Origin of the sequence: Gimesia sp., assembly GCF_048262075.1 — a bacterium.
In the GTDB taxonomy this organism is placed as follows: Bacteria; Planctomycetota; Planctomycetia; order Planctomycetales; family Planctomycetaceae; genus Gimesia.
Genome location: NZ_JBLXFK010000010.1, coordinates 158,187 through 183,642 on the forward strand (window position 1 = coordinate 158,187; position 25,456 = coordinate 183,642).

Below are 25,456 nucleotides of genomic sequence, written 5' to 3' on the forward strand. Positions count from 1 at the left end.
GACATCTCGATTTAGTAACATCCACGCGCACAGGAGAGAGTTGAGTTTTAGCCCCAATGGGCCTCCCTCCCCCTCGACGTGGTGGTGCAACTGTTGCCATGAAGGTTCTCCCTGATTCATGACGCCATATTGGTTCAGCTCAACCGGACCGCTTGCGCAGTTCGAGAGCACAGCAGTTAGAAACGCGGATTATAAAATCTGTTGATACCACCTACAGCGGGTATCACGCGGCTGGCACCGGCCAGACGTGGGAGAGAAACACCAGTAACCGGAGATTAACTCGAAACGGTTTTTGGTGCGAGCAGATGGTCAATGAAATCTTGACCGTAGATAAAACAGCGTCTTCCAATTTTGCGAACGGTCAAGCCGTTTCGCCGGGCAGAATCCAAGGCAACCCTTTTCAGGCCAGTCACTGACATGAACCGATCCAGGGTATATACCGTGCCGCCTTCGATCTGACCTTGCCCCTCGATATCACCACCTTTTTTCATTCGCAGAATCCTTCCTATTAGTGAATAACCAGCAGCTAATAGCCGAAAACCAACTGACACGCATTTTACTGTATTTTTGTATTTTGTCAATATCAATATTGACAGGGGTGGCCAGATTTGGCAGCTCACGTCTCGTGATGTGCTGGACATAGTTGTGCATATCGCACCATAGTATCACATTCGTGTTGTAATATTTTTCAAAATAATTTTGAGTTGTGGGGGCTGTATAACCGGTAAAAATAATTGCTGGCTGATGTGATTAGCAATATGTTATCTGCCCAAAAGTTTATGCATCGGGGGTACCCTGCTCTGGGGATGATGTTTTAACTGCTTCTGGTATTTTGACTTCAACATTAATTGTGAGGGGTGGTACCTCGACTATGACATCAGTTTTTTGCGAATCATCAAGGTCGATTTCTACGCAGCCCCCGTTTTCAAGTTCGATCCGTCTGATGATATCTAGCAATTTTTCTTCTGCTTCTTCACGTGTATGTTCCTTCAACAAAGTAGCAACCTGAGAATCCAGATTTTTATTGGCAATGGTTTCGGCTTCAGCATCGATTTTCTTTGCTTCTGATCTAAGTTTTTGTGCTTCCGCCATCTTCAATTCATAATCAGCTTTGGCCTGAAGCATCGTTGCATCATTTGTGTATTCTTCCTTTCTGACGCGGGCCTCTGCGAACCGCTCTACGAGATCGGCTGATTTAAAGCCTAGAAAATTTCTGAATCCATTACAAAAGTTTCTCCATGCCGAGGGGGAGTCTTTTTTATCGATGGGGGCAAAATCTGTGCGTTGAACGATTAACTGTTCCTGTTCGTTTTCAATGGCTTCATCTTCGTATGGAGACATGCTCATTAAACAATCTCCCCTGCCATTGAACGTCGCTCCTCCTTGGCTATCTCCAACCCTGAACCTCCATTCGCTCGATACAGAGCATTCAGAGCGATATATAATTCGGTAATCAGCTCAGGAGAAGATGTCCCAGGATCGACATAAACAGAGAGAAGACGTTCTTCATCATTTTTATCATACTCAGCCAACTCGCGTTCCCATTCCGCAATGGCTTTGTCGTAACGTTCCTTTGCTTCGATATACCAATCAGGTGGTGAGCCATGCCAGAGGTCCCCCAGTGGGCCAGTTTCAGAGGCATCAGTGATTGCAATTTCGAGCTCTTTAAGACGTACATAATCCGCTCTGGCGTAGACACCAAAGACATTTTCTGAGAAAGCAGCATCGCCAAAGGGGGCGGAATATAAATCATAAGCTTCGACATCAACGGCATCAGCTGCAAATGCAGCTTTAGCGGCAGAGGTAGAGGTATTCGAGTAAGTGGCGTATGCCTCAGCAGCATAGTCGGCGGCTTTGGCGACCCCAGCAATAACCTCCCGAACAGAGTTTCTGGCTGCATGTTTCTGGGCGTACTTTTCAATTGTTTTGGCGGCTGTAGAAATGGCAGCTGCTGCTGAGACCAAGTCTTTGGCAGTGTTGGTAAGAATTTGAAGGTTCGAATTCAGAATTAAAACGGCATCCTTGTAATCAATGCTATTTATCTCTGAACTAGCCAATAATGGCTGGACCCTTAATGCACAGCGAATTGCGTATACTGCTATCGATCTGTTGGGAAGCTCAGCCAATTCATCACTACTGGGGAGTCCAGCATTATTATTCATAACGTTCACCTGTCTAATCCAAATCGTTTCGGATATGCCTGTTACAACCATGCTACCAAATGTGCACTGGCAGTCAACGACATTCCCAAAACCATCATGATTTGATGATTAAAAGCCATTCGTCATGACCGGCAATGCCACGCCATTGATGAAACGCCTGGTGCAGTGTGTTCCTGCTGGTGGTCTGGCATTCGCCCGTTCTGTGGATCAGGAACGACGCTGGTTTCATCGGTGCTAGAAGGCTGGGGTATTATCGGTTTTGAAGCGTCCGAGGAGTATTGCGAGATTGCTGCCCGAAGAATCAAGGCAGCCCAGTGGGGGGGAGTTACTGAGGTTTCAACGGGAGTGAATTCTATAATCAGACATTCCTCAAGTATGAGTGGCTTCGCGTCACTGCTTGGTTGCCAGCAATTGTTCATCATCGCAATTCAAATTCATCCGTGAGGTCTTCGTAACAGAAGGTCACAACCTCGACGTTGTAAGGCAGGTCTGCCACCAATCTCTGCACACGTTCCACGGCCCTAATTAATCGCTCTTTGTCTTCACGATCGTACACAATAGCAAATATGGCCCGAAATCTATTCTTGCGTTCGTGCGAAAGGTTGTCAAAAAACTGGCTGACTTGATTTATCCGGTGTTTCCAGAATGATGTCATCCAGTTGCGGCGGGTGTATGACACTTCAATGATATAGTCGTAGTTTGTTGACTCCGCTGCGCCGTCAAAACCGCCGTGGGATTTACCGCGTTCAGCTACATTTCGGCGGATGTTCAGGTTTCGATCTTTGGAGAGTTTAACAATTGCCAACTCTTCGGCGAGCAGATATTTGGCTCGGTAATCCCGCTGCATTACGTCAAGCGCAGAAATCGTGGAGCCATCGCCGGTGCTTTCACTCTGCTCTTCCTCCGCTGATTCTTCCACTTCCCATTTAAGTGACTCCAGGCGTTGGCTTACTGATTGAGATTCGAGAAGATCAAGAAATGTGTTGTCTTCCTTGAAGTCAGATGGGGCGTATAGCACATGGTGTTTTTTGTAAAGAACGAAAAAAAAGATACCTACCAGTCCCATTGGGAAAAGCATCAAGAACCAGACATAGATGGACTGCGTTACCGGCTCAAGCAGAGGCAGTACGACAGTACCGCCCACTTCAGCCAGCCCAGCGGAGATCGCGATGATCGTTAGTGGGTTTCGAACATGTCCAACTTTTTCAATCACTGAAGACTCTTGTATTGGTAACTTGTTTTTGAACAGAAAACTGCTCTTAGCCAGATCTGAATCATACGAGCGTAATTAAAAAGGCCCGGGTGGCACACGTCCCGAGGACCAGCTCATTGATCCAGTTGTTACTAAAGAGGGAAGACTATATGCTACAGCACTAGTAACATATGTCAACTGCAAACTGTATCAAGTTCCCTACTCCGATTATTTCTTGGGAAACATTCAGATGAAAAATGTGGATTTAGTGCCCGAAATTTGCTCTATACTCATTCGCCCTGATGTAGATACTACGCCCTGCCCCCCGGTTCATAAAAATTTGATTCAAAATAGGAGAGTCTTGGAATGGGCAGTTTCAACAGTGGATCTGTTCTTTTTGTCATTATTCTGATCGCATTCATAAGGTTCGTTTTCTTCTTGATTAATAGATGGATGGATCTGGAAAAACAGGCTGAGGAGTTAAAGGAGCTGAGAGGGGAATGCGTCCGGCGCGGTATCGCTGAACAAGTTACCGATGAATATGGAACCACTGAATTCAAGTTGAAAAACACTGCTTAACCCCAATTTTAATAACGCCCAGCTTCAATTGGAGTTAAGTATGTTCGGCCAGAAAATACATATAAATTAATGCATGAGTAATGAAAACTGGTATTGAGTGATCATTCAGGTACCGGTATTCTTCTGGCCTCTCATTTCTCTCTCAACTCTCGTTCACTCCCCTGATACGGTCTCAACTCATGCAAGCCCGTAATTCTGCACTCATATTATGCCTGTATTTTCTGTTCTCAGGCTGTCAAACTTCCCCCTGTCAATTCTCTACATGCGCGACGTGCGGAGATTATTATTACGACTATTACTCAAACCCAGTCGATGTTAATGGCTATATGTGCGGGCAACCATGTCCTACTCCGACTATAAGAACAAGCCGCTACTGTCCGGAAGGTTCCAGAGAAATCATTGACGAGAACGGCAATGTACATTGCATGAAGGAAATGGGTTACAGAGAAATTCCTTCTGACAGATCCTCGAGTGTGTTTCGATTTAGCGAAGTCAACCCGAAAGCAATGGGAATGAACGCTGTTAAACTCGCCAGCATCATCGGGGACGCACTGTCTTCAATCAATCATCCAGTCGATCATCAATTCACTGAAGTAAAGAATGATACGATTAAATTGATCACCAAAGCACGCCGTAACAGGATCAATACAGATAGCGGATTGGTTACTTTCGATGACAAGGAAATACTAACTGCGTCTATCAAATCTGTTACTGAAAATATAGTGATTGAGATTGAATCAGTCAGGCTTATTCAATCATCAAATGGGCAAAAACCTGTCGCCCCACCTGAAGGGGAAGCAAATAAAATACTCCTTCAATTGAAAACTGCCATGAAAAACTTCGGACCGTAGTGATAGGAAATACTATGCATAATTTGAAAATGCGCGTGATGAATTTTCTAGAACGCGAGGGCAAAGCTCACGTTTTCAGGGCAACAATAGTTATTCTTCTAATGGTATACGCCGTTATCGTCTTCGCAGTATTGGTTTTTGGTGGCTTTTTCCGATCTGGAATTGGCATGCCAGGTACCGATGAATATCTCGTTGCCATCGGTGGAATGGTTACACAATTTACTCCAGTAGGCGTAATGGTTGGTTACTGGTTTCAGCATCGAAATTGGTTAGATGGACTAAATGATAAAATCTTCGTTTGGCAAGGACGAGCAGTACTAGGGTTCATAATTTTTATGCTCGCTGGACTGGTGCTGTATCTTTGGCAGATAGTTGTCATTGCAAATTATGCATACATAACCCCTGAGATTAGCTCAGAACCATACAATCTTGAATGCAGTGAAACCTTTGGGGCCAGGATGTCTATATTCTTAATGATTCAATCACTCGCACTATCAGTGATACTCGCCTTGGGATTTTTAAGAATAAAGCCAAACGACACAAGTCACCAAGGCATCAACGATCCCTCTCCCGAAACCGCAGAATAATTTTTTAGAAATCCTCAAAGTTTATCATTGCCAATGATTGAGCATTTGATATGGTTTGGGCCAACCTATTCCGATGCCTGCCAGGTGGCAGCAGCGAGCGACACGCTGAAGGTGTTCACGTTAGATTTATCAATCCACGATTCTTTAAGCCCGTAGTGACTCTGGGCTCTCTTCACTGTGATGGTTCAACTGTTTCACCATATGTGCAGAGGTTACGCCATAAAAAATGACCGACGAACAATAATCATTCCTGAGTCCCATTCGAGTTAGATCGCTAGTGATGCAGCCGGTATGCGGTGGGGGAGATTGGTTTAGCACTCGGTATCAGAGAAACCAGCAGCTGTTAATGAGCCTTGTATCAAGCGTCACCGAAAACGTCACCAAAAACCGCAGCCAACGCCCCGAATAGAATTCACCAACAACAGAGGCGACAGAAACAAAAAAGGCCCAAACACTGCATACGTAGCGTTTGGGCCTACAATAGTAGATTATTCTACTCCTCTTCATCCATTCGTAATGCGTAGGTCAGGAGTTCGACTCTCCTCGGCGGCTCTTTTTGGTTTCCTCATTAGATGCCCGTAGCCGTTCTTTTAAATCAGAACTGCCCGAAAACAGAAAAGCGGATATTAAATCTATCGATACCACCTACAGCGGGTATCACGCGGCTGGCACCGACCAGTCATGGGAAAGAAACACCAGCAACCGGAGATTCACTCTGAATGGTTTTTGGTGAGAGCAGATGATCAATGAAATCCTGACCATAATTAAAACAACGTCGACCGACTTTGCGAACGGTAAGGCCATTACGACGGGCAGTGTCGAGGGCGAATCGTTTGATTCCAGTCACTTGCATGAATCGTTCGATAGTATACACCTTGCCCTGCTCGATCTCGCCACCGTATTCCCTGCAGCAGACTCCTTTCAAAAGGTGAAATAAGCGAACTTCTCCTATAGAGAACCTCAATATCGTCACTGTGCTGCAAATATTCATAATAAATATTGTAAATTATTTTGCTACGCTAAATGGTACTATTCATTAGTATGAGTCAGTTGATAACAAGAACTTAAGTAGAATTACTTTATTGTTGCTGGATCTGGACTTTACTGATCTGAATGCTAAAATCGAGAGTGAAGTCTCGTCTTTTTCGGAATCCATGACTATGTATCGAAGAATCGTGTCCCTGATCCTGATGCCGTTTGTGTTGCTGACGCAGTCAGTTACATTCGGGCATTCGCATGTAGGTAACGAACCTGTCGGACATGGCCTACGCGCTCATATTCATGTCAATACGTCCTCCGCTGAGGAACAGCATGGGCATGTTCATTCACATGGAACTCACTGCCACGCACATGAGAATCACTCTCACCAGGATCATAACAGGCAAACTTCTGATCAAATGGAATCCCCGTTTCATCACGATTCCTCTGCCGTTTATCTGAACAGTTCGGATCTCACGACTGGAACACGATCCAACATCAGGATCGATATGATCGTCCAGTTCCATTGGAACGAAACCGGGACCGATCTATTTTCAGAAACGCTTCCAGCTTCCGGACCGGATTGGCTTGTGCAGGACTGCGCGCCTCCCGATCCCGATTCGCCACTCTTTCTCTGCCATCATGCAATTCTGATCTAAGCATGACTTAACAGGCGGCAACAGTCTTATTGCAGAGACTGGTTGTTCTGCCTCAGCTTCTGGCGTCAAAGTCTTTTTCACTGCCATCTGGGGCATTTTTCCCGTAAAGCAGCGAAAAGTTCTCACAATCCATTGTCCACTCCGTAGTCGGAAAATATCTCATTTTCTGATGCCAGCTGATCTCGCGACACGGAGAAAACGGAAAATAACCGTACCGAGCCGCGAACGCATTAAGGACAGTCATGAAGATATCTGGTCAGTCGATAAAGCCCACTCTGGGGATTGCTCTCGTTGTGTTGAGCGTAGCAGGATTTCTATTGCGCGATCACTGGAGGCCGCTGCTAATGCAAAAACAGTCGGATATTTTGCGGAGTCAGGCAGCGGATCCGAAACAGACCGATAAGAAAAAAGCTCCCAATCAGGAAAAGATCGTCCTCTCCGATCAGGCGATTTCCAACCTGGGGCTGCAGGTCAAATCTGTTCTGCCCGAGACTTATTGGAAAACACTACAGGTTCCTGGAATGGTCGTAGATCGGCCCGGACGTAGTGATCGAGGAGTGATTTCACCCGTCGATGGTGTTCTGGAGAAAATGTATTATTTCCCGGGTGATACAGTCCGTCCGGGAGAGGTTCTCTACACCATCCGTATTCTCAGCGAAACGTTACAGCAGACTCAGACGAATCTGTTTAAAGACACTCAAAACATCACGTTGGCGGAAGCCAAAAAGAAGCGACTGGAAGCTTCAGCAGGGGCCGTTCCCGGTTCGCTGATTATTGAAGTCGCCAATGATATAAAGCGACTGACAGCAGCCATCAAAGGCTATCGACAGGAATTGCTTAGTCGGGGGTTTACAACCCAGCAGCTGAGCGAAATCGCGACTGGAAAATTCGTCAAAGAGCTAAATATTCTTGTTCCCGATCAAACTAATAAAACCAACCCTCCGGGAGCCTCTGTCGTGATGCAGACAACAGGGGATACCGTCAAACGGGAAGAGTCTCCGACCTTCGAGGTCCAGGAGTGCAAGGTTGATCTGGGACAGCAGGTCAAAACGGGCCAGATGCTGTGTCTGCTGGCAAATCATCGCCTGCTCGCAATTGAAGGGCGTGCTTTTCGAGATGAAACACAACTTCTGGAACGCAGCGTCAAAGAAGGTTGGCCAGTTGAAGTCGATTTCCAGGAACACGCTTCCTCTGACTGGCCCGTCGTCAATCAGCGTTTTCTGATTCAATACCTTTCGAATGTGATCGATCCGGTTAACCGTACTTTCTCATTCCGCATGCCATTGGAAAATCAGTCCCGCGTTGTGAATCAGGATGGACAGACTCAGGTTCTCTGGCGTTTTCGTCCCGGACAGAAGGTTCGACTGTTGATTCGAGTTGAAAAACTCGAAAATGTATTCGTCCTTCCGACAGATGCCGTTGCCCGTGAAGGCGCAGAAGCCTATGTCTTCACTCAGAATGTGAATACCTTCAATCGTAAACCGGTGCGGGTCCTGGAACGGGATCGTCGTCATACCGTCATTGCCAATGATGGAGCGCTCATTCCCGGTTCGTTTGTCGTCCGGGGGTCTGCCGAACAGTTGAACCGCATGCTGAAATCGTCCTCCGGGGATGACCTGCCGGAAGGCTACCACATCCACGCGGACGGCAGCCTCCATAAAAACGAAGATGAAGGGCAATAGAAGAACGCCATGCTCAATTCCATTATTCGACTTTCGTTGACTCATCGCACACTGGTGCTGGCTGCCTGTGTTGTCATTCTGGCATACGGCGGTTACCTGACTACCACATTGCCGATCGACGTGTTTCCCGATCTGGACCGCCCGCGTGTCGTTATACTGACGGAGTGCCCCGGCATGTCGTCTGAAGAGGTCGAAACCCTGATCACTTATCCCATCGAAACAGCCATCCTGGGAGCGAACGGAGTCGAAGATGTTCGTAGCCAGTCCAGCCAGGGGATGAACGTCATTTATATCGAGTTCAGCTGGCAGACTGAACCACGCTATGCCCGGCAGATTGTCTCAGAACGCCTGGCGAATGTTCCCATGCCACCGGGCATCCGCCCCATCATGACTCCCCAGGCCTCAATTATGGGACAGATTCTGCATGTGGGCATCCACCGTCGTAAAGGACCGCAAGGCGGAACGCTGACCCCGGTTGGACAGACTGGCTTACTGGCGGAACGTACCGGAAAAGAGGGAAAGCCTGTGCTGACGGTGTGGAATCCGGTGGAACGCAATGATCCCAGCCTGTGGCACAAAGTTCAGGTCCAGAATCCAAATTGGGAACCGGCAGATATCGGACGGCAGGTTTCCTTTGTCTGGGATAAACGATCCTATGACGTCGTCTTTCCCACTCCCCTGGAAGAACGGATGGACCTGCGTACCAAGGCAGACTGGCTCATCAGACCGCGATTACTCAAATTGAGCGGCATTGCAGAAGTCATTGTCATGGGAGGTGATGAAAAACAGTATCAGGTTCTGGTCGACCCGATCAAGTTACAGGAATATAATGTGACGTTGCAGGATGTCGAAGCAGCAGTCCAGTCGAATAATCTGAATGCCAGCGGCGGATTTATACTCAGCGGTCAGACCGAACGCTCTGTGCGGGTCATTGGACGCCTGGGAGCGCTCACCAATGACGTGCTGGAAGAACTCCGTAGAGTTCCCGTTAAAATGAACGGTGACCGTTCTATCCTGCTGGAAAATGTAGCAGAAATCATGGAAGGCCCTGCGCCGAAACGAGGGGATGCCAGCATTGATGGACAGGCGGGAGTCGTAATTACGATTGTCAAACAGCCCCACGCAGACACCAGAAAACTGACTGACGACGTGATGGCTGCGTTACAAGATGCGGAAGTGTCGCTGCCCGCTGACATCGTCATCAATACGAAGCTGTTCAAACTCAAGAGCTTCATTGACCGGGGAATTTACTATGTTGAAGAAGCTCTGGTGATTGGTGCTGTGCTCGTGGTGATCGTGCTGTTCCTGTTTCTGTTGAACCTGCGTACGACATTCATCACACTGACGGCGATCCCTTTATCGCTGGTCATCACAACTCTCGTTTTCCGGATCGTAGGTCTGATCACAGGAGTCGAACTCTCGATTAATGTGATGACTCTGGGAGGAATTGCGGTGGCTATTGGTGAACTCGTCGACGATGCAATTGTCGACGTGGAAAATATTTTTCGCCGCCTGGGAGAAAACAACTTAAGTCCTGATCCAAAACCTGCCATTGTAGTCGTTTTTGAAGCCAGCCGGGAAATCCGCTCTGCCATCATCTTTGGAACCGCAGTAGTAGTGCTCGCTTTCATGCCCCTGTTTGCCTTATCGGGAGTGGAAGGGCGTCTGTTTGTCCCCCTGGGGATAGCCTATATCGTTTCGATCCTGGCATCTCTGCTGGTCTCGCTGAGTGTGACACCGGTACTGTCTTACTACCTGCTGCCCCAGGCTAAGGCAACTCACGATCATCAAGATGGTCGTCTGTTGCGAATACTGAAATGGGGCGCGGGGTTTCTGATCCGGTTCAGCATGCGGCGGGCAGGAGTCTTACTGGTTCTGACCTGGGCTCTGGTTGGTGTCAGTGCCTGGGAACTCTCCAAACTGGGAGCAGACTTTCTTCCGAAATTCGATGAAGGCAGCGTACAGATCAACGTTACCCTGCCGGGGGGATCTTCGTTGAAAGCTTCAAATCAAGCGTCTTCACTAATCGATGCCCAACTGGTAAAAATGCAGAAGTCAAAGAACAATCCGAACGGTCCGGTGTTGCACTTTTTCCGCCGCACTGGTCGTGCAGAACGGGATGAGCATGCTCAACCGGTCAACGTCGGAGAATATATCCTGACAATGAATCCGCAGGCAGACTACGAGCGGGACAAATTTCTTGAGACGCTGCTTTCTGATCTGAAAACGAATGTTCCCGGAGTGGGGATTGAAGCGGAACAGCCGCTATCTCATCTTATCAGTCATATGCTGTCCGGAGTCAAAGCCCAGGTCGGAATCAAATTGTATGGAGACGATCTGGACAAGCTGCGCGAACTGGCAGGCGATGTCCGGGATGCGATTTCTGACATTCCCGGCGTGACGCCTCCTATTATCGATCCGCAGCAACGAGTCGATGAACTGCATGTAGTCCTGAAACCGGAAGAACTCGCTTTCTTTGGGCTGAGTCGAGAATATGTCGCGAATTTTGTTGAGACAGCCTTGAAGGGAGAAGCTGTCTCGCAGGTCTTGGAAGGACAGAGGCGATTCGACCTGGTCATCAAACTCGACGAACCCTATCGTTCCGATCCGTATAATCTAGGCGCACTGCGACTCGAACTCCCTGATAACAGAGGCCAGATTCGCTTACGAGAGGTTGCTGACTTCCCCGAATCAGCCAGTGGCCCCAATCTGGTCAACCGGGAAAACGTCAGAAGGCGACAGACGATACGCTGTAATGTGTCGGGGCGCGACCTGGCCAGTACCGTAGTAGAAATTGAAAATCAGGTGCGTAAACAGGTAGACCTGCCTACCGGTTATTTTGTGGAGTTCGGAGGGCAGTTTGAAGCGCAGCGTTCTGCCACATTCCTGATTACCATTCTGGCTGCCGTCTCTGTTGCCGGCATCTTTATTGTACTGATGATGCTCTATCCCTCAGCCCGGATCACATTCCAGATTCTGAACGCCATTCCGACGGCGTTTATCGGCGGTGTCTTTGCGCTGGTCCTAACCAATCAGACCCTGACCGTCGCCAGCATGGTCGGCTTTGTGTCGCTGGGGGGAATTGCCGTCCGTAATGGTATTTTACTCGTGACGCATTATTTCCATTTAATGGAAGCAGAGGGAGAAGCATTCACTACTCAGATGGTACTGCGGGGCAGCCTGGAACGGCTGGCTCCAGTACTGATGACCGCATTGACTGCCGGGATTGCACTCATCCCCCTGGTAGTCGGCGGAAATAAACCGGGATTGGAAATTCTCTATCCCGTTGCAACAGTCATACTGGGAGGCCTGGTGACCTCTACATTCTGTGAGTTTTTTATTCACCCTGGACTGTTCTGGAAATTCTCAGGCAAGGATGCCGAACGACTGGTTCGCAGTGAAAGTTCTGACGAGGAACTGCTGCGGGCTGTCACACAACAACACTCTTGATTGATTTCTCTAAAAAAAGGAAAACAAAATGATGAACTTGAAAATCTCTGGCTTACTGTTCGCTGCTCTGTTTGTGACAGGCTGTGCAGATAAAGGCAGCACAGACTCTGCTTCGAAGGAGACAACTCCACCGCCAGCAGCACAGACAGAAGAGAGTCATGCCGATGCTCATTCGCATGGGACAGGTCCGAATGGCGGGGTCGTCTTTGATATGGGTAAGTACCATGCCGAATTCACGGTCGATCACCCCAAGCATGAGTGTACGATTCTGTTCCTGGGAGCAGATGAGAAATCAGCTGGCCCAGTGGCTGCGAAAGAGCTGACACTGTCGATCAAAGAAACGAAAACGGCAGAAGGCAAAGTCGTGCCCCCGATGACCGTCAAGATGCTTCCTCAGGATGCGGCGGATGGAAAAGCTGCCAAATTCGTCGGGACTGACCCCGGAATAGGCAATGTCGCTGATTTTGCCGGAACCGTACTGGGTGAAATCGACGGTAAACCATCTCAGGGTGAGTTCCAGGAATAATTCACTCTGTTGAGTCCCTGGTCTCCATGCTGGTCATCGTTTTTGAAATCAAATCAGGCGATGGCCAGAGGAGACTTTAGTCGAGTAAGAGTCAAAACGTGTCAACTGGAGCGAGACCATGTATTATTTCATTAAAGTAGCTTTGACAGCGGTTCTGGTTGTGGCGGTATCTGAAATCTCAAAACGCAGCACTCTCTTGGGCAGTGTCCTCGCTTCCCTACCGCTTATATCCTTCTTGGGCATGATCTGGCTCTACATCGATACTGGGAGTATCGACAAGGTCTCTGAGTTGTCCCGAAATATTTTCTGGCTGGTCTTGCCATCACTCTCTTTCTTTTTGTTATTGCCCTATTTGTTGAAAAAAGGAGTCGGCTTCAATACGGGCTTCGGGATTTCGACTGTGGTGATGATTGGTTTATACCTGGGAATGGTTTTCTGTTTAAAGAAAATGGGCATTCAATAATTAAAATAGCTGTGTGAGTAATAAGTATCACCAAAAACGTCACCAACTTCCGCATCCAATCGCCAATCAAACACTCATTAACAACCAGTCAGGCAAAAAGAAAAGACACCAAACGCCTGTGTAGTTAGCGGTTGGTGTCTGGTTGGTTTTCAGTTTGTGCCTCTTCATCCATTCGTATTGCGTAGGTCAGGAGTTCGACTCTCCTCGGCGGCTCTTTTTCTTTCCTCTGATTGGTGGCAGTGTTGTTCTTCTTCTCAAATCAGCCAGGGGAGCAGGGCCTGGGCGAAGGAGAGGACGAGGAAGAAGCCGCACATGTCGGTGAGGGTGGTCAGGATCGGGCCGGAGGCGAGGGCGGGGTCCAGTTTGAAGCCTTTCAGTAACAGCGGGATCAAGGCTCCCAGGCAGACCGCCATCAGTGTGTTGAGGCCGAGTGCGCCGCCGATGACCAGACCGAGATAGGGATTGCCTTTCCAGATGTAGGCGACAGCTCCCAGTAAGAGGCCCAGGGCGAAGCCGTTGACTAGTCCCAATGCGAATTCCTTGCGGAAGACGTGTAACCAGTCGCTGGGCCTTATGACGCCGAGCACCAGTTCCCGCGTGCTGACCGCGATGGCCTGGTTGCCGCTGCAGCCACTCATGTCGGAGACGATGGGCAGAAAGACGGCCAGCGCAATTACACTTTCCAGCGTCTCTTCATACATGGCGATGATGCTGGCGGCGACGATATTCAACAGGATGTTGATACTGAGCCACGACAGGCGTCGCGCACTGCGGGTTTTGAGAGGCAGGCTGCGGAGTTCTTCACCGCCCATAATCCCCGCGAATCGTAAGAACGTTTTCCCGGCCAGTTCTTCGCTGGCCGCTTCGACGTCTTCCCGCCTGACGACGCCGACCAGTACCTTGTTCTCGTCGACGACAGGAAGACCAAATAGTGGGTGGGCGTCGAAGAAATGCAGCAGGTCCTGAAGTGGGGTTACGTCTGGAAAACTATGTGGATTAGCGATCATCATTTTAGAAAGTTTGCGGCCGGGGGGCGCCATCAGCAGATCGCGGAGGCGCAGTACACCCATGAGTTGCAGATCGGCGTTGATGACGTAGATATATTGTACGTTGTACTCGGCATACTTTTCGGCATTTTTGCGGAGGTCCGCAACCACGTCGTCGACCGTCTCCGTCTCCTGGAAGGAAAGCAGTTCGGTGATCATCAATCCGCCGGCACTCAGTCGATTGTACTTGGAAAGAAAGCGGACATTCTCGGCTTCTTCGGGATCCATTTCTTCCAGAATGGCTTCGGACTGGGCTTCCGACAGCTGATCCAGCAGGTCGACCTGCTCATCGCTGTTCATCTCATCAAAGATATGAGCGGCCTGTTCCGCAGGTAAAGTAGAGAGTAATTGCCCGGCCTGCAGTTCCGGGAGTGACTCCATCAGGCGTGCTGCGTTCTCGTCATCCAGCAGGGCGATGAACTCATGCTGTTCCGTCTCCGACAACTGTGCCATGATGCGCGCGTCTTCCCCGGGAGGAAGTTCCTTGAGAAATGAATGTGCGGCATCAGGATCTCCGGCGGCGACGATCTGCTCCAGCTGATCCCAGGCATCAGGCTGTTCAACGCTGGCCTGTTCTGTTGTTTCATCCGGCTGATTCATCTGATTGTATCCATTCCATTCAGCGGAATTCAGAAGCGCATCGTTCTGTTTCTGGCTGAAAAACAGGTTTATTTGACTGGCGTTTGCTTCAACCCCTAGTTGGGAACGCGGCACTCGTCTGGGGTTCTGCTGGCAGTCTACACTATTTAAGCGGAAGCGACAAAGCCTGCAGATGGAGTTTCAGCAATGGAATTCGTTGAATTGACGCCGATCCATGCGCTGTGATGCAGAAGCATTTTAACTGAGGGGGGAAGGTATCGCAGAGAAGGACAGCAGAGGAGAACCTTCAATGGTCTCTGCCTGCCGTGATATTACTGCCCAGTGATTACTGACCAGTGAAAGATAACCAGGCAAGTTCCGACATCCTGTCGGCTTACTCGATCTCAGAGAGATTTTGTAAATGCATCCCTGCTTTGATACTCACCTAATGCGATGATCTTATGCTCCTGCTGCAGATTGTCAACCAGGTTCAGCGAACAAAAAAAACAGAATGACAGAATGTCGTCGATACGTCAAAACTTAAGGGATTCCCCCCTGTGATCCGTGAGTCGATCCGCTCTACCCACGAGGGCTGGTCAATACTTTAATGCACATGGCATCACATGATCCTGGGAAGTTGCCTTGTACTGCAAACGGTTGTTGAACCCGATCTTTATTTACTGGAGAGTTCAAAAATTCATAATTGAAAGTTTGCCTGTTCGCAGAGGGAATAGTTACGATGCTGTATGTGTTCAGACTCAACATAACTTGCCTCAGTCGGGCAGGATGTTGACCATGAATGAGCTTACCGAGAACAGGAATTATCCTGATACTGGAAATTCTTTAACTGCTGCTCTTGGATTATAGGGAACTACTCAAGCGGGCTGCTGTCTGTCTGACCAACAAAAAGGGGTAAAAAATACGCGACGAATACTGACTTTCAATCTACTTAATTACTTTTACTACGGACCATAATTCAAAACAGGGCCATGATATGAAAACTGCCAAACAAAATTCCAAATCTGTGGAGCGAGTCAATTTTCTGTCACTGCTACTACTGATCACGTGTCAGATTTTCAATTCGTCACCCGTTTCCGCTTATAATAACTTTTATGATGCGGGTGAGTTCGAAGGGGCAGTCTGGAAATTCGAGATGACTTCCAAAGCGGAACGGCGCAAGAAGTTGCAAGGGCGATTTCGAGTTGAAAACAATGTATTATATCAGAAAAAAACGCCAGATGATCCCAGTTACTCTAAAGCGGTAGGTAAAAACTATCCCAAAAAACTGAAGACCCGCATGGTACTCACCGATTTTCGTGCATTCACTAAAAAAGGAAAAGTTGTAACGGACATGAAGGGGAGTTTCTGGTTGGATTTCAATCGTCTTGGACACTGGTCGGGGACTATGATTGATGGAAAAGGGACTCACTGGAATTTTAAATGTGTTCGTTTTCAGGAATAAAATAAGATAAATCTTCTGTTGCTCCGAACAGGGGGCAATCTAAAAAATCACATATCTGGATCAGGTATGCAGCGAAATTCAGAGAGTATACCAGCAAGTGGAAGTATTTCTGGCTGCCTATGCGCGTTCTGATGAGTTTCTCTCTTTACCTGTTTTAGAGCAGCTCCCAAATGATTCAGGTGAGTGCGCGTCTGGGGCCTGTCCGTTTCAAAACCGAAGAGATGCTATTTAATAAGAGTTGTACTGCGTTACCTGGAAATCTTAGTTCTTATCATTCAACAATTGATTCACTTTCTGGAGGGCCCGCGGGAGATCGCCTACGAAAGTCAGGTTACCCTGTGGATCAATGACCGCTGCCTGGGGTAAGTTGCGTACTCGAAAGTGCTGCATCGTTTTACCGAACCAGCCTGCTTCATTGGGGCGTTGATCGATGGCCAGCGTGAATTTCAGGTCTTTCTGCTCTGCAATGGCCTGCAGTTGAGATGTAGTGGTGTAGGAATCATGCAGGCCGACGAGAATCACAGGTAGTTCCGCATATTTTTTGTATGCGGCTTGCATTTCAGACAACTGGTCCATGCTGTTGGCATTCCGGGTTCCCCAGAAGTGGATCAGGGCCACTTTTCCATTCAGGTTGGGGGCAGCTGTTTTTCCTTCCGCCGTTAACCAGAGTGCCGGTTCCAGAGTGGGGGCGTGTCTGCCGAGCTGAGGCTCCGTTTCCATTTCGTGGCTGTAGAAGGGATTCCGCTGCAGGTAAGCGGCGAAGTCACTGACTGGTCCAGACAGGATTTTCTTCGATTCATGATTCCCGGCAATGTAACTGACATTGTCAGACAGGTGGCGGGAATCGATCATCTCAGTTCCCGCTGGCAAGGCAATCGAAAATGCGTCAACGGGAACGGACGAGAGAATTTCAGCTTGCTCGATCAGAGTGACTTCCAGATGCTGAAGTTTTCCCTGGTATGTCTTCCAGTTGATGTGCAGCCCGGGCAGAATCAGACCATTGGCAAGTTTTTCAGGGGCAAAAGAGAGTTTTGCCTGTTCAAACTGTCCTGTGAGCGACCCAGAATAAGTTTCGAAAATAAAACCGGTTTGCTGATCGAGTACACGGCGGAAAGTTCTCGCGTCACTTCCTCCTTCATAAATGATTCTCTGTCCTTCGCGGCGGATATCAGCGTCAGGCTTCTTTGTATTTTTGGGAGCAGGAATACGATTACGCAGTGATGGCCATTCACAAAGATCGTAGGGAGATTCAACATGGAAATGGATTCTTCCTCTGCGGTTCAGGTTAATCCTGGCCTGATTACTCATGCTTTGATGTTGAATCGTTTTCCAGCCATCGGTCATACTGGTAATATTTGGCAAAGGCTGGCCTGACAAATTGAAGTAATGGGGAGACTTCGAGTCTGTGCTGGAGTAACGTGCTTCATGTTTGATCGTGCCGTGTGCTGTCAGGATTTGCCTGGACCAGTCTGATTTGCCTGAGTGATACTTCTTGAGCAGCTTGTCGATGTCGGGAACCTGATAGGGATCCAGTGCGCGTAAGTCTTTGAGCAGGTTCTCCGTATCCACAGAGCCTCGATAAATATTGACTTTGCATGTGGTGATCCGTAGCGGAGTGAGCCGCAGCAGTTCCGATTGAATATGCCATTTCTTCTGGATCTCGGGCGCGTAGAGTGAGTTTTCACGGGGCTGCATTTCGCTGGCGACCAGATGAGTGGGAAGAAATTCCGCCGGTGTCAATTTAATAGTAACTTCTGTGACCTCACCTGCGGTGAGTTTGAAGCGTTCTGAACGACTGCCTGCTGCCTGAGACAGTGAGAAGGGTTCGGCGACAACAAAACGGCGCATACCTGGTTCCATAAAGGCCTGGATTTCACCGTCATCGTTTGTAAAAGGATAATCGACATACACTGTCTGAGTGGAGACCGGGGTTTGTTCTCCCGCGTCATAGGTTTCGTAGTTGAAGCGGACCCCCGGAATCGGTGCGCCGGTTTTGGCATTGATGGCTTTCAGTTTTACAATGGCAGCCGGGTTCAACTTCATGGTGACGCTGGGAGTGTCGTTCTTTTCAGAATCTTTTCGTTTTGGAACAAAATACTGCTGGCTCAAATACAGAAAAGGCTGATCCGGATTCGGTTCTGCCACCAGCTTGTATTCATCGGGGATGAGCCTGAGCTGAGCGTTTCCGTGGCTGTCTGTTCGCGCCTGGATGCCACTGCGTCGCACGACGCCGATAGGATGGGCTGTCACAAGTACATTGGAGAGGGGGCTTCCTGAATCACTTTCTACAACGCGGACCCTGACATCTCGCGGTGCGGTAAACTGATGGTTGATTTCACCGTCAAAACCGGCGGCAACTGTATTTCTGGATGGACGAGACTGGCTGGCGGTGATCAGGGTAAATTCCCAGGGATCAAATTCAGGGCCCGGATCGATGTTGGCTGAGTACCTGGTATCGCGGCGAAGTTGAGTGAATTCATAGCGACCTTGCGCATCGGTAAAGGTTTCCCTCACTGCCGGGGGGACGACGGAACAGTACAGGAATGTATCTGCCTGATTTGAATACGGATTATTCTGTTTAAGATATCGACACGAACCTGTTCTGTGTGGGGAGGTACTCAGCGGGCGATCCACATGTCCCAGTTGTACTTTCGCGTTTGCCAGGGGGTGTCCCTGTGTGTCGGTGATGAGGCCTTTCAGTGTCGCCGGCGCATCAAATTGCAGATCGATGGTAATGGGTTCATTCTGATAGAAGGCATTTCTCGCGGCGTGACTGTTTCGATCCCGGTTGTCGATTTCTTCAGGCCGCGCGGTGGGACGAAATGTGCGGGCGGGATGCCAGGTGAATCCATAATTCTCTTTCGTGCCGAAGACGATAAAATCACCTTCGTCCGGTCTCGAGAGTGAATCACGATTGTTGACCACAAACAGTTGAACGTCTTTGAGTTCATAATGTCCGTACTCATCACTGCGAGTGTGTCCCCGCAGTTGTTCAAAGTCCCCCGGCGTAATCCAGCCGCGACTGGAAACATAAATATCAGCGTTTTTGACTGGTTCACCGGCTGTATTTCGAGCCGTACCTGTGATGGTGACGCGATGCAGTGTCGCACCGTGACCACCCAGCCGGCCCGGCTCATACAGAGTTTCTACTTGTGGTGGTCGACTTGCCGGTTGGTGTTGGGTTTCTGCTGCAATCATTGAAGTCTGCCAGAGATTCAACTGGAAAGCCCCGATGAGAATAAGCAAAATGCAGACCTGAAGAGAAAACCGGCTCTTCCCTGTTACTGAGTCGCAGGCACATACCATCACATTTCCCCCGAATTCGAATTCATTCTAATGTTCAATCCTGAGACAATAGAAGATGCGGATGTATATTTGTGGGTGTGGGGCAAGTATACACTGTTGCAGTTCAAAAATGCAAAGAGGATCTTCAGGATTCCAGAACAGCAGGCGTGCGAAGGCTTCTTTTCTGGATTCGCTGGTTGCGGAAGTCCAAGCGGGACTCTCTTGAATCACACCTGGACGCTATGCTGACTCAGTCTATTCAGATAATTCGAATTTAAGATCTGTAATCGCTTCTCCCTTTAAAACTGTAACCGTCAAGCCTGAGGTTTCCGCATTAGAATATTTTTCAGGCAGAAGATTTTCAGGAGGTGGTTCCGGTTGGGGATCGGGATCATAATTGGGATCATCCTCGGGTAACACTTCTGGGGAACTCGTCGATTTGATTTTGGAAATCATCACGATGTAATCGCCGGCAACAACACCATCTGTCCCTTCAAAAGTTCCCATTTGAAATTGTCCTTCTTCATTGGAACGACCGTTGGCTGTCTGTCCAGATTCTTCGACAGGTCTGAAGGTGATGCTGGCACCTTCAATCGGTTCACCATCAAAGGTGACAATTCCTGAGACAGCTGTACGTTGGGGGCGTTTATCTTCAGTGCTACCACATCCCAGTAAAAAAAATAAGGGAAAAAAGAGAGCCAGCGCACTATAGACTGTTATCAGTTGATTCCGTTGAGTGTGTTGCATATTGAAGTCCAGTTCTTACAAGGTACTTAGATGTTAATGAACGAAGTTTAATAAACTTTGGACATTAAAACGGTAAAAATAAAATCATTTGGAATTGAGGTAAAACACTGTTTTGAAAACGGAAGACATCAATTTATCGTAGTTGAAAAATTGCAAAATTCAACTACGATAAAAATTGATGTCAACGATTTTGAGTGTAACTCAAACGACGTTCATTACATCTTGTTTTTTATTGCCGCGTTGACATTCGTTTCTATTTCATATCTTTCAAACTGAACTTCAGTTTTAATTCTTTTGCAAAACCCGCCACACCAGAAGATTATTTTTCAGTAATCTCATGATTAGAAATAGACAGGAAGAAGTTTAAAAACTTGTTTCTCAATGAATGTGTATATTTTTAATGACTGATTCAGTTCAGTTTCGTTTCTTTTTTTATAAGGAGTATCCTTTGGTGAGGAATTTAGAGAGAGGCAAACGAAAAGGCTTCACATTAATTGAATTACTGGTAGTGATTGCGATCATTGCCATCTTAATTGCATTGTTATTACCAGCCGTTCAGCAGGCACGTGAAGCAGCACGCAGATCCACATGCAAAAATAATTTAAAGCAACTGGGGCTGGCGCTTCACAATTATCACGATGTGTATGGGATGTTTGTTTTGCGCCGTGGGGGAACAAATGGTTCTGACAGTGCCACCTCCAACCGTGCGCGACTCAGCGGCTTTGTCGGTCTGTTACCCTACATGGATCAGGCGCCTTTGTTTAATAAAATATCAGCCGGCGATTCAACCCGTCCGCCGATGGGGCCCTGTGCCTGGTGCGGCTGGAGTGTCTGGAATGTTAAGATTCCGATGCTGCTGTGTCCGTCTGACGGGCGGAATAAACAGACGAGTCGTGTGAATAACTATGTCTTCTGTATCGGCGATACTTCGACCGGCATCAATGGTACCAATTCGCGCGGCCTGTTCCCCTATCGGTATGGAACACGGATTCGGGATATTACCGATGGTACCAGTAACACGATTGCCATGAGCGAACACATCCGGGCGAACTACGGTGCCAGTACCGGTAATGCAGGGAAAAGACACAACGAGGGAATTGCTCTCAGCCAGGACCCTGCAAACAATCCTGGTGCCTGTATCAGTCTCGCCTCAGGTGCAAACTGGGTGACCGGTACCAACGTCAAAGGCAGGCATGGAACATCGTTGTGGGATGGACAGGCGGAGCGTTGTGCCTTCAATACGATTCTTCCGCCGAATGCTCCTTCCTGTGCCTCCGGCACAAACGGTAATGCTGATTCCGGGACCGCTGCATTGGCGCCTTCTAGTCTGCATGTTGGGGGCGTTCACGTTCTGATGGCGGATGGTGGTGTGAAATTTATCTCTGAAAATATTGACACCGGAGATTTGAGTCAGCCCAGTCCAGGAACGACTTCCACTGTGAACAGTCCCTACGGAATCTGGGGCGCACTGGGAACCAGGGAGAGCGAAGAAATATTAGGCGAGTATTAGATCATAATAAGAACCATGGTCTGATAAAACGATTTCCAATCCCCTTGCACGTCATAAGAAGTGCAGGGGGATTTTTTTATTGGTGCGTAGATATTCGCACAACCCCAATAAAAAAAGCACCTTGCAAATATGCATGGTGCTTGATAAGTGGGCGATGAGGGGCTCGAACCCCCGACCCTCTCGGTGTAAACGAGATGCTCTAGCCAACTGAGCTAATCGCCCGGAATTTTGATTAACATCGGTAATTTCGATATTATTCTTGCGTCATTGTGTATGACACGCACGTATTATGGCAGGTTCGTAGCGAAATGCAACTCTTGCGTGTAAACTGTTTTAAGCCTTCGCCGACTTTGGACCGAATTTCGCATTTTTGCGGTTTTTTCCTTTCTTGAGAAAGATTTGTTTTATGTCTCATTGCCTGGTCACCGGTGGTGCCGGATTTATTGGCAGCCATTTATGTGAGCAATTAATTCAACAGGGACAAGAGGTTACAGCCGTCGATGACCTCTCTACCGGCTTTCTGGAGAATCTGGATAGCATCATGGATCATCCCAATTTCACGTTTCGTACGGGGTCAATCACCGATCCTGTCTTAATGGCGGAAATGGTGCAGGGCGTTGATACGATTTATCACCTCGCCGCTGCCGTCGGTGTGAAACTGGTCGCAGACAATCCGGTACGGACGATCGAAACCAATATTTATCCGACTGAGGTTCTCCTGCGACATGCCGTGCAGGGGGGGCATAAGTTCTTCCTGGCATCCACCAGTGAAGTCTACGGAAAAAATCCCAAGGAACGCTGGACGGAAGAAGATGACCTGCATTTTGGTCCCACGACGCGACCTCGCTGGGCCTATGGCGCATCGAAAGCCATCGATGAATTTCTGGCGCTGGCGTATGCCCAGAAATATGGTCTGGATGTTCGCATTGGTCGTTTTTTTAATGTGGTCGGTCCCCGTCAGGTGGGACAATATGGGATGGTCATTCCCCGCTTTATTGACCAGGCGCTGGATGGGGGACCGGTTGTGGTCTTTGATGATGGCAGTCAGGTGCGCTGCTTCGGGCATGTCAATGAAATCGTGGATTGTGTGATTGATCTGACCAATCTGGATTCAGCGAAAGGCCAGGTCTACAACATTGGCAGCGATGAACCGGTTACGATTCGCGGTCTGGCCGAGGCGATCATTGCGAAAGTGAATCCGTCTGTCAAAATCGAATATCTGCCTTACAATAAGGCGTATAATGAAGATTTTGAGGATGTGCAGCGGCGGGTTCCCGACCTGGAACGTCTGGAGCAGACGCTGGGGCAAAAACCACAGGTGAAGCTGGATGCGATTCTGGATGATATCATCGCGTCGAAAAAGCGGATCCGGGGTTTGGCCTGACTGTCAGATATAACTGATAAAAGCAGCAAAACCCGCATAACCTGACTGCGAATCTGCCAGGGAAGCAGTTCAGGGGGAGGCGGCTCTTATTTCCCGGGTTCGATAAACCCGATGATGAATGTGAAGTGTGGTTCTCTTTTTATCATCACACACAACACGCAGTATCAAGGGAATGGAGCGTACGATGAAGGGATTCCGGAAGACCGTTTTTGTTTCTACCGTCTTATTGGGAATGTTCGGGACCGGGCTGGCTGTGCAGACAGCACAGGCGGGCGGCGGACGTTTCTTTCTCTCCTTCTGTGAACTGTGTCAGGAAGAGAACCAGGGACGCCAGTTTAAAGGCAACACGTATCCCTGGCCCCGTTATTCCTATCATCTGTATCGAGGTAAACGCTGTGATACCCGGATGAATACAGGGCTGTATCAGCGTTATGATTATGATCGCTATCAGGTCAAGAGCACACAGCCGATTCACGGCGAAATGCTGCCGCTGCCTCTACCTGAATAAGCACACCAGACGGCGCGCTCAAAACAGCCGTTGGAATATGAAATTGATGCTCCTGCGAGTTGTCTGAGAGCTGAGCTTCCTGCTCGGCTTTCGACATTGGCAGGAGTTTATTTATTTCAGGGGGCAGAGATGTGGTGTGCGCATACATTTGGGGGTGGATCGTCTTTGGAACGGTGGAGAAGTCACGGAGTCGGGGCGCGAGTAATCGCTGTAACAGGCAAATTTGCATTATTCCGGCTGTATCAGCCATTTTCTGCAGTGAAAAAGCGTTACCCTTGGACATTAAAATTGTCATTAGATATGATGCGTTCTCCCTGTTCGGGGAATGTCACCCAAGTACCGTTTATTAAACCGTTTCTGAACTCTGCATGGAGTAGTTGATTTCTTATGTTGGATTTGCAGTTCATCTGCGAGAATCAGGAAGTCATTCTTGAGAATTGTCGCAATCGTGGAATCGAAGTCGATCTGGAGCAACTGAGCAAACTGGACCAGCGCCGTAGAGAGCTGATTGTTCAGGGTGACAATTTAAGGCAGGAACAGAAATCGGTCTCCTCACAAATTCCCCAGGCAGCAGATAACGATGCCAGGCAGCCGTTGATCGCGCAGGGCAAAGAATTGCGTGAGCAGATCTCTGCCATTGAGATCGAGCTGCGTGAAGTCGAGACATTGCTCAAGGCTGAGCAGGCACGCGTGCCTAACCTGGCCCACCCGGATGTGCCCGTGGGAAAAGAGGACAAGGCGAATACCGTCGTGCGGCTGTCGGGTGAGAAACCCGCGTTTGACTTCACTCCCCTGGATCATGTGGCGTTGGCAGAGAAGCATGACCTGATCGATTTTGAAGCAGGAACACGGGTCGCCGGTCATGGATTCTATTATCTGAAAAACGAAGCGGTACTGCTGGAGATGGCACTCTGTCAGTATGCGATGCAGAAACTGGTGCAGGAAGGCTTTGTTCTGCACAGCACTCCTGACCTGGCCCGTAAGGAGATCCTGGAAGGAATCGGTTTTAATCCACGGGGAGATGAAACCCAGATTTATTCCGTGGAGAATACGGACCTCAGCCTGGTCGCGACAGCGGAAATTACGCTGGGGGGATCCATGAAGGATCAGATTATGGATCGCGAGACGCTGCCTCATAAAATTGCCGGTCTGTCTCACTGTTTCCGAACCGAAGCCGGGGCACACGGTAAGGCGACTCGGGGTATTTATCGCGTGCATCAGTTCACAAAAGTGGAAATGTTTGCCTTCACGGAACCAACGAATGCGGCTTCCGATGCGATGCATGAAGAAATCGTGCGGATCGAAGAAGAGATTTTCCAGGGGCTCGGATTGCATTATCGCGTCGTCGATACCTGCACCGGTGACCTGGGAGCCCCCGCTTATCGCAAATATGATCTGGAAGCCTGGATGCCCGGTCGTGGCGAGGCAGGCGAATATGGTGAAGTCACTTCTGCTTCCAACTGCACGGATTACCAGTCGAGAAGACTGGGGACCCGCTGCAAGACAAGCGGGCAGAAGGGGACAGAATTCGTGCATACCCTGAACGGGACTGCGGTTTCGATAGCCCGGGCGATTATTGCTGTTCTGGAAAATTATCAGCAGGCGGACGGGACGATTCTGGTTCCCGAAGTACTGCGTCCCTGGATTGGAAAAGATCAGATTGGTTAAAAGTTCTGATTTACGGCAAACGGTGTCGATCAGGAATTCGTAAAAGAATGAGGGAGGCTGGTGGAACGTACCGAATCCCTCAAGGTCAGGTTGATCTTGCCTGTGCCGGGTTTATGGCAGTGTCTCGAAGACTCTCTC

Annotated in this window: 21 protein-coding genes and 1 tRNA gene; 13 read left to right on the top strand and 9 right to left on the bottom strand. The window is 48.8% G+C overall.

Going from position 1 to position 25,456, the window contains the following annotated elements:
• Positions 1-275: 275 nt before the first annotated feature.
• The 4 genes from ACN0YH_RS19365 to ACN0YH_RS19380 all read right to left on the bottom strand — a co-directional run bounded on the left by ACN0YH_RS19365 (position 276) and on the right by ACN0YH_RS19380 (position 3,375).
• Positions 276-491, bottom strand: a complete 216-nt coding sequence (locus ACN0YH_RS19365; RefSeq protein WP_417381231.1) for a hypothetical protein — start codon at positions 489-491, stop codon at positions 276-278.
• A 286-nt stretch (positions 492-777) separates the two neighbouring features.
• Positions 778-1,347, bottom strand: a complete 570-nt coding sequence (locus ACN0YH_RS19370; RefSeq protein WP_417381232.1) for a hypothetical protein — start codon at positions 1,345-1,347, stop codon at positions 778-780.
• On the bottom strand, positions 1,347-2,162 hold the full coding sequence (locus tag ACN0YH_RS19375; protein WP_417381233.1) for a hypothetical protein: 816 nt from the start codon (positions 2,160-2,162) through the stop codon (positions 1,347-1,349). Before ACN0YH_RS19375 ends, ACN0YH_RS19370 begins: the two co-directional genes overlap by 1 nt.
• Positions 2,163-2,580: 418 nt before the next feature.
• Entirely contained in the window at positions 2,581-3,375 is a 795-nt protein-coding gene (locus ACN0YH_RS19380; protein ID WP_417381234.1) for a hypothetical protein, read from the bottom strand.
• Positions 3,376-3,720: 345 nt separating this feature from the next.
• Here ACN0YH_RS19380 and ACN0YH_RS19385 point away from each other — a divergent pair, with 345 nt between their 5' ends.
• From ACN0YH_RS19385 to ACN0YH_RS19395, 3 genes are all read left to right on the top strand, one after another.
• Positions 3,721-3,933 carry a hypothetical protein gene (locus ACN0YH_RS19385; protein ID WP_417381235.1) on the top strand — a complete coding sequence of 71 codons (213 nt, stop codon included), beginning with the start codon at positions 3,721-3,723 and terminating at the stop codon, positions 3,931-3,933.
• A 512-nt stretch (positions 3,934-4,445) separates the two neighbouring features.
• Positions 4,446-4,784, top strand: a complete 339-nt coding sequence (locus ACN0YH_RS19390; protein WP_417381236.1) for a hypothetical protein — start codon at positions 4,446-4,448, stop codon at positions 4,782-4,784.
• A gap of 14 nt (positions 4,785-4,798) precedes the next feature.
• Complete coding sequence (locus ACN0YH_RS19395; RefSeq protein ID WP_417381237.1) at positions 4,799-5,371, top strand: hypothetical protein; 573 nt, start codon at positions 4,799-4,801, stop codon at positions 5,369-5,371.
• Between the two features lie 679 nt (positions 5,372-6,050).
• Here the strand turns inward: ACN0YH_RS19395 and ACN0YH_RS19400 are convergent.
• Positions 6,051-6,224 (bottom strand): hypothetical protein, encoded by a 174-nt coding sequence (locus ACN0YH_RS19400; protein ID WP_417381238.1) that lies wholly within the window; start codon positions 6,222-6,224, stop codon positions 6,051-6,053.
• 307 nt (positions 6,225-6,531) lie between these two features.
• Here ACN0YH_RS19400 and ACN0YH_RS19405 point away from each other — a divergent pair, with 307 nt between their 5' ends.
• The 5 genes from ACN0YH_RS19405 to ACN0YH_RS19425 all read left to right on the top strand — a co-directional run bounded on the left by ACN0YH_RS19405 (position 6,532) and on the right by ACN0YH_RS19425 (position 13,129).
• Entirely contained in the window at positions 6,532-7,008 is a 477-nt protein-coding gene (locus ACN0YH_RS19405) for a hypothetical protein (RefSeq protein WP_417381239.1), read from the top strand.
• Positions 7,009-7,352: 344 nt separating this feature from the next.
• Positions 7,353-8,690, top strand: a complete 1,338-nt coding sequence (locus tag ACN0YH_RS19410; protein ID WP_417381240.1) for an efflux RND transporter periplasmic adaptor subunit — start codon at positions 7,353-7,355, stop codon at positions 8,688-8,690.
• A 9-nt stretch (positions 8,691-8,699) separates the two neighbouring features.
• Entirely contained in the window at positions 8,700-12,140 is a 3,441-nt protein-coding gene (locus tag ACN0YH_RS19415; protein WP_417381241.1) for an efflux RND transporter permease subunit, read from the top strand.
• A 28-nt stretch (positions 12,141-12,168) separates the two neighbouring features.
• Positions 12,169-12,666: a hypothetical protein gene (locus tag ACN0YH_RS19420; RefSeq protein WP_417381242.1), complete on the top strand. Its 498-nt coding sequence runs from the start codon at positions 12,169-12,171 to the stop codon at positions 12,664-12,666.
• Between the two features lie 118 nt (positions 12,667-12,784).
• Positions 12,785-13,129 carry a DUF3147 family protein gene (locus ACN0YH_RS19425; protein ID WP_417381243.1) on the top strand — a complete coding sequence of 115 codons (345 nt, stop codon included), beginning with the start codon at positions 12,785-12,787 and terminating at the stop codon, positions 13,127-13,129.
• A 254-nt stretch (positions 13,130-13,383) separates the two neighbouring features.
• On the opposite strand, the gene mgtE is transcribed toward ACN0YH_RS19425, so the two are convergent.
• Entirely contained in the window at positions 13,384-14,889 is a 1,506-nt protein-coding gene (gene mgtE / locus ACN0YH_RS19430; RefSeq protein ID WP_417381244.1) for a magnesium transporter, read from the bottom strand.
• A gap of 859 nt (positions 14,890-15,748) precedes the next feature.
• Here mgtE and ACN0YH_RS19435 point away from each other — a divergent pair.
• Positions 15,749-16,216, top strand: coding sequence for a hypothetical protein (locus tag ACN0YH_RS19435; protein WP_417381245.1), 468 nt, complete (start codon positions 15,749-15,751; stop codon positions 16,214-16,216).
• Between the two features lie 261 nt (positions 16,217-16,477).
• On the opposite strand, the gene ACN0YH_RS19440 is transcribed toward ACN0YH_RS19435, so the two are convergent.
• Positions 16,478-19,462: a redoxin domain-containing protein gene (locus ACN0YH_RS19440; RefSeq protein ID WP_417381246.1), complete on the bottom strand. Its 2,985-nt coding sequence runs from the start codon at positions 19,460-19,462 to the stop codon at positions 16,478-16,480.
• A gap of 294 nt (positions 19,463-19,756) precedes the next feature.
• The gene (locus ACN0YH_RS19445) at positions 19,757-20,248 is read right to left on the bottom strand and encodes a carboxypeptidase-like regulatory domain-containing protein (protein ID WP_417381247.1); all 492 of its coding nucleotides are present in this window, start codon (positions 20,246-20,248) and stop codon (positions 19,757-19,759) included.
• Positions 20,249-20,699: 451 nt separating this feature from the next.
• On the opposite strand from ACN0YH_RS19445, the gene ACN0YH_RS19450 reads away from it, so the two are divergent.
• On the top strand, positions 20,700-21,758 hold the full coding sequence (locus ACN0YH_RS19450; RefSeq protein WP_417381248.1) for a DUF1559 domain-containing protein: 1,059 nt from the start codon (positions 20,700-20,702) through the stop codon (positions 21,756-21,758).
• Between the two features lie 148 nt (positions 21,759-21,906).
• On the opposite strand, the gene ACN0YH_RS19455 is transcribed toward ACN0YH_RS19450, so the two are convergent.
• A tRNA-Val gene (locus ACN0YH_RS19455) sits at positions 21,907-21,980 on the bottom strand.
• Positions 21,981-22,164: 184 nt separating this feature from the next.
• Here ACN0YH_RS19455 and ACN0YH_RS19460 point away from each other — a divergent pair.
• From ACN0YH_RS19460 to serS, 3 genes are all read left to right on the top strand, one after another.
• Positions 22,165-23,142, top strand: a complete 978-nt coding sequence (locus tag ACN0YH_RS19460; protein ID WP_417381249.1) for an NAD-dependent epimerase/dehydratase family protein — start codon at positions 22,165-22,167, stop codon at positions 23,140-23,142.
• A 184-nt stretch (positions 23,143-23,326) separates the two neighbouring features.
• Entirely contained in the window at positions 23,327-23,650 is a 324-nt protein-coding gene (locus ACN0YH_RS19465) for a hypothetical protein (protein WP_417381250.1), read from the top strand.
• A gap of 387 nt (positions 23,651-24,037) precedes the next feature.
• Positions 24,038-25,318 (top strand): serine--tRNA ligase, encoded by a 1,281-nt coding sequence (gene serS, locus ACN0YH_RS19470; RefSeq protein ID WP_417381251.1) that lies wholly within the window; start codon positions 24,038-24,040, stop codon positions 25,316-25,318.
• Positions 25,319-25,456: the final 138 nt, after the last annotated feature.

Excerpts from the sequence above, each read along its gene's own strand:
- ACN0YH_RS19365 (WP_417381231.1), bottom strand. The coding sequence starts at position 491 with ATGAAAAAAGGTGGTGATATCGAGGGGCAAGGTCAGATCGAAGGCGGC.
- ACN0YH_RS19370 (WP_417381232.1), bottom strand. The coding sequence starts at position 1,347 with ATGAGCATGTCTCCATACGAAGATGAAGCCATTGAAAACGAACAGGAA.
- ACN0YH_RS19375 (WP_417381233.1), bottom strand. The coding sequence starts at position 2,162 with ATGAATAATAATGCTGGACTCCCCAGTAGTGATGAATTGGCTGAGCTT.
- ACN0YH_RS19385 (WP_417381235.1), top strand. The coding sequence starts at position 3,721 with ATGGGCAGTTTCAACAGTGGATCTGTTCTTTTTGTCATTATTCTGATC.
- ACN0YH_RS19390 (WP_417381236.1), top strand. The coding sequence starts at position 4,446 with ATGAACGCTGTTAAACTCGCCAGCATCATCGGGGACGCACTGTCTTCA.
- ACN0YH_RS19395 (WP_417381237.1), top strand. The coding sequence starts at position 4,799 with ATGCATAATTTGAAAATGCGCGTGATGAATTTTCTAGAACGCGAGGGC.
- ACN0YH_RS19400 (WP_417381238.1), bottom strand. The coding sequence starts at position 6,224 with ATGCAAGTGACTGGAATCAAACGATTCGCCCTCGACACTGCCCGTCGT.
- ACN0YH_RS19405 (WP_417381239.1), top strand. The coding sequence starts at position 6,532 with ATGTATCGAAGAATCGTGTCCCTGATCCTGATGCCGTTTGTGTTGCTG.
- ACN0YH_RS19410 (WP_417381240.1), top strand. The coding sequence starts at position 7,353 with ATGCAAAAACAGTCGGATATTTTGCGGAGTCAGGCAGCGGATCCGAAA.
- ACN0YH_RS19415 (WP_417381241.1), top strand. The coding sequence starts at position 8,700 with ATGCTCAATTCCATTATTCGACTTTCGTTGACTCATCGCACACTGGTG.
- ACN0YH_RS19420 (WP_417381242.1), top strand. The coding sequence starts at position 12,169 with ATGATGAACTTGAAAATCTCTGGCTTACTGTTCGCTGCTCTGTTTGTG.
- ACN0YH_RS19425 (WP_417381243.1), top strand. The coding sequence starts at position 12,785 with ATGTATTATTTCATTAAAGTAGCTTTGACAGCGGTTCTGGTTGTGGCG.
- ACN0YH_RS19435 (WP_417381245.1), top strand. The coding sequence starts at position 15,749 with ATGAAAACTGCCAAACAAAATTCCAAATCTGTGGAGCGAGTCAATTTT.
- ACN0YH_RS19445 (WP_417381247.1), bottom strand. The coding sequence starts at position 20,248 with ATGCAACACACTCAACGGAATCAACTGATAACAGTCTATAGTGCGCTG.
- ACN0YH_RS19460 (WP_417381249.1), top strand. The coding sequence starts at position 22,165 with ATGTCTCATTGCCTGGTCACCGGTGGTGCCGGATTTATTGGCAGCCAT.
- ACN0YH_RS19465 (WP_417381250.1), top strand. The coding sequence starts at position 23,327 with ATGAAGGGATTCCGGAAGACCGTTTTTGTTTCTACCGTCTTATTGGGA.
- serS (WP_417381251.1), top strand. The coding sequence starts at position 24,038 with ATGTTGGATTTGCAGTTCATCTGCGAGAATCAGGAAGTCATTCTTGAG.